Source organism: Micromonospora sp. NPDC049089, from assembly GCF_040648775.1.
In the GTDB taxonomy this organism is placed as follows: Bacteria; Actinomycetota; Actinomycetes; order Mycobacteriales; family Micromonosporaceae; genus Micromonospora.
Genome location: NZ_JBEZEH010000337.1, coordinates 1 through 3870 on the forward strand (window position 1 = coordinate 1; position 3870 = coordinate 3870).

The 3870-nt window shown below is 69.6% G+C and carries 2 protein-coding genes; both read left to right on the forward strand.

Going from position 1 to position 3870, the window contains the following annotated elements; translation table 11 throughout:
• Positions 1–300 precede the first annotated feature (300 nt).
• A complete protein-coding gene (locus AB0B48_RS32225) occupies positions 301–837 on the forward strand; it encodes a helix-turn-helix domain-containing protein (RefSeq protein WP_357208222.1) in 537 nt (178 codons plus the stop codon).
• 124 nt (positions 838–961) lie between these two features.
• Positions 962–2845, forward strand: coding sequence for a Xaa-Pro dipeptidyl-peptidase (locus AB0B48_RS32230; RefSeq protein ID WP_357208224.1), 1884 nt, complete (start codon positions 962–964; stop codon positions 2843–2845).
• The last annotated feature ends 1025 nt before the right edge of the window (positions 2846–3870 follow it).

Here is a 3870-nt window from a genome sequence, read left to right on the forward strand (position 1 = left end):
CACCGACATGCTGTTCCTACCTTCGTATCGCGCGGCCCGCCGTGCGGGATCCGCGGGGCGTCGACGCCCGGCGGGCGACACCACGCATCGGCGGGGCCGATGGGATGACGGCGTCGCGGGCTTCTCGGGGGCGTCGTCTCGGGGTTGGATGTAGGCCGGACTGGGACGTCGTCCGGTTCGTCTTGACGCGGCCTTGTCTAGTGGTGTCGAACGTGGCCGCCTGTTGTTCAGCGATACTAAACAGACCCGTATAGTCAGGTCAATCAAGATTCAGCCACACTGTTTTTGGAACGAGGACACATGCTCGGTGACCGACTCCGCGACCTGCGTCAGCAGCACTCCCTCACGCTGCGTCAGCTCGCCACAGCGGCCGACGTGTCCCCCGCCCTGCTCAGCCAGATCGAGAACGGCGCCACCGACCCCAGCCTCTCCACCCTGCGCAAGCTCGCCCAGGTCTTCGACACCTCGATCGCCGAGCTGTTCTCCGAGCCCGAGGCGCCACCGGTGCACGTCAGCCGCGTCGGCGCCCGGACCAGGCTGGCCGCGCCACCCGGCCAGATCACCTACGAACGACTCACCCCCGGCCGCGGCGACCTGGAGGTGCTCCAGGCCCACCTCGCGCCCGGCGACGCCAGCTCCGCCGAGCCGTGGGCGCACCCGTCGACCGAATGCGCGATCGTCATCAGCGGCGCTGTCGTCGCCGAGATCGGCGGTGAGTCGTACACCCTCACCGCCGGCGAGTCGGTCACCTTCGACTCGCGCCTCGCGCACCTCTACCGCAACGCCAGCGACCAGCGCGCCCACCTGATCATCGCGGTGACGCCACCGACTCCCTGACCGACCACGGTGGACAGCCGACGGGATCGACGGGACGCCTCGGCGGACCTAGCATGACCACGAATGGATCTTCGAGATTGGCCCCTGCCGACCCGGCAACCAGCCCAACCGAAGGGAGACGCGCATGCGTCGACCCCGTCATCTGGTCCTCCTGAGCCTCGGCGTGTCCGGCGCTCTGGTTCTCAGCGCAGCCCCACCCGCGGCTGCGGCTCCGCCCACGCCCACCACGCCCACCGGCATCGTGGTCAGCGACGGCATGACCCAACCGGTGTTCTCGCTCGCCGACGCGATCGAGGAGCGGGTGTTCGTCCAGACCCCGGTGGACACCGACCACGACGGTCGGCCCGACCGGGTGGCGATCGACATCTCCCGGCCCCGGGAGACCGCCACGCAGGGCTTCAAGGTGCCCGTCATCTTCGAGCACAGCCCGTACCGCAAGGGCACCTGGGGTGACGTGCCGTACCCGAGCGTGCTGGTCGACGACCTGCCGCAGAACGGCCTGACCGATCGCAACGGGCGTCGCGCCCTCGACGCCGGCGCGCAACGGGCCGAGGCGAAGGCCAACCTGCCCGGCTCGCTGGACGACTACTACGTACCCCGCGGGTACGCGGTGGTGCTCGGCCAGAGCGTCGGCACCGGCGACTCCGACGGCTGCCCGACCAGCGGGGACCAGGCCGAGACGCTCGGCACCAAGGCGGTCATCGACTGGCTCAACGGCAGGGCCAAGGGGTACGACGCCAATGGCGCCCCGGTCACCGCTGGCTGGACCACCGGCGCGGTCGGCATGACCGGTGTCTCCTACAACGGGACACTGCCCAACCAGGTGGCCACCACCGGCGTCAAGGGGCTCAAGACCATCGTGCCGGTCTCCGCGATCAGCAGCTGGTACGACTACTACCGGGCCAACGGCCTGGTGGTCGCGCCCGGGACGTTCCAGGGCGAGGACCTCGACATCCTGGCCCAGTACACCGCCGGGCAGGCGCGCGCCGAAGGGCCCTGCGCCGACGAGCTCGCGGACATCACCGCCAAGCAGGACCGGATCACCGGCGACTACTCGAAGTTCTGGCAGGATCGCGACTACCTCGACGCCCGCGACGTCAAGGCCAGCGTCTTCGTCGTGCACGGCCTCAACGACTGGAACGTGAAGACCGAGCACTTCGCCGGCTGGTGGGACCAGCTCGCCAAGCGCGACGTCCCCCGCAAGATCTGGCTGCACCAGGGCGGCCACGGTGGTCCGGGCAGCAGCGCGTCGGTGACCCTGCCCGGTGGGCAGACGTGGACGTACAAGCAGACCGAGAACCGCTGGTTCGACTTCTGGCTGTGGAACGTGCGCAACGGCATCATGGACGAGCCGACGGCGGTGCTCCAGCGCGAGGACCGCGCCTACACCACGTACGCCAACTGGCCCGACCCGGCGGCGCGGGAGGTCGGGCTGCGCTTCGCCGCGACCGACGCCACCGCACCCGGCACGCTCACCACCGGTAAGCCGCCCAAGGCGCGTGTCGAGCAGAGCTTCGTCGACGAGGGTCGGACCATCCACCCGGACACTCTGGTGTCCAACCCGGACACCGCGAGCGCCAACCGACTCGCCTACCGCTCCCCCGAGCTGACGCAGAGCGTGCGCATCTCCGGGCGTCCGGAGATGCGACTGCGGATGGCGATCGACAACAAGCCGGACGCGAACCTCACCGCGTACCTGGTCGACTACGGCCCGGCCGGGTCGACCGCAGCCCCGACCGTGGTGACGCGAGGTTGGATGGACCCGCAGAACCGCAAGAGCGTCGCTCGAACGTCGGCGGTGCGCCAGGGCAAGCTGTACGACTACCGGTGGACCATGGAGCCGAAGGACTACATCTTCCCGGCCGGACACCGGATCGGCGTGGTCGTCTTCTCCAGCGACCAGGAGTACACGTTGTTGCCGTTGGGCGGCACCGAACTGCGGGTCGCGCCGAACGACAGCGAACTGCGACTGCCGGTTGTCGGCGGGCGGAGCGTCCTCGGGTTCTGATTTCATCTTCGCGCTCCCGGGTGGGGCAGTCCGACACGTTCGGGCTGCCCCACCCGCGCGTGCTGCCCCGCCGGTGCTGCCCCGCGCGTGCTGCCCCTGCCCGGTCGAGGCGATCAAGGAGTTTGTGGTGCCCGGCTTGGCCACGACGGAGCATTTTGTCACCCACCACAACTCCTTGATCGACGCCGACCGGGCGTTGACGAACAGCCACTCTCCTCACGCGACGTCGTTCAGGCCGGGGATCGAGCGAGCTTTCCGGTGCCCTGCCCAAAGTCCGCAAGGTCGTGCTCGATCCTTGATGTAGTGGTCTCGTGGCACGAGGAAGGCCCTGTTTCCTGGATCAAGCACGATCTTGCGACGGGTTCGCACTGCGCAGAGCTGGACCAGGCCGCACCACACGACGCGGCAACCTCAACGGGCCCCACCGCGCCACCCGGCAACCTCAACCAGGCCCGACCACACGACGCGGCAACCTCGACCAGGCCCGACCAAGCCGACGCGGAACCCCGATCAGGGTCGACCTCACGACGCGCCGACCTGTTGGTCAGTCCCGGTCCGGGGACACGAACGGTGCACGCAGGCATGATCCACTCGGCTTCCATGAAGTCGGGGGCATCCTGGGCAGCGGGACACCGCGACTTCCAGGAACCCGAGTGGATCATGTTGGCCTGGCCGCCGTGTCGGGTTCGCCGGGCCGGCGAGGTGGGCGGTTTGTCGGGTTCGGTATCGCCTGTCGGGTGGTCGGGGCCACTCCGGCGGCGGAATCGGGGGCCGGGCCGGGTCGTTATACCTGGCAGACCACCGCAACAGCCCGGGTCACCCCGGGCCGGCCGCCGGGAACACCCGGCAGGCCGCCACGGTTACACCGCCGCACGGCCGAGCACCAGCAGCACAACGGCCGGGCCGCCCCCGGGAACACCCGGCAGGCCCCCCCGGTTACACCCCCGGAACGGCCGAGCAGCACAACAGGCCGACCCCCCGCAGGTAAGGCGGAATGATCCGCCACCGGCACCGTTACACCCCGT